Raw genomic sequence first — 228 nt, forward strand, 5'->3', positions numbered from 1 at the left:
GCTGATCAAAAAGCAACCATCACCTTCGTAGACCAAGCTAAGAAAGAATTGGCGAAGATCTCAGAAGGCGGTAAGTCAGGTGAACCAATTAGCCGTGACCAATACCTTGCGAAGTTGAAAGAATTGACTAACCAAGGTTACAAGGTTGTGAACGATGAGTTCAAGGATCCACAAAACTTTGATGATGATGCAAGCAAGGACCAAAACTTCACTGTTCAATTGGAAGAA

At 42.1% G+C, this 228-nt stretch carries 1 protein-coding gene; it reads left to right on the plus strand.

The genetic code is table 11. The features are described 5' to 3' along the window. Nucleotides 1-228 (plus strand): mucin-binding protein (locus A0765_RS10495; protein WP_179856164.1); only part of this gene is annotated, 228 nt, incomplete at both ends.

Source organism: Streptococcus cristatus (assembly GCF_001588905.1).
GTDB lineage: Bacteria > Bacillota > Bacilli > Lactobacillales > Streptococcaceae > Streptococcus > Streptococcus cristatus_N.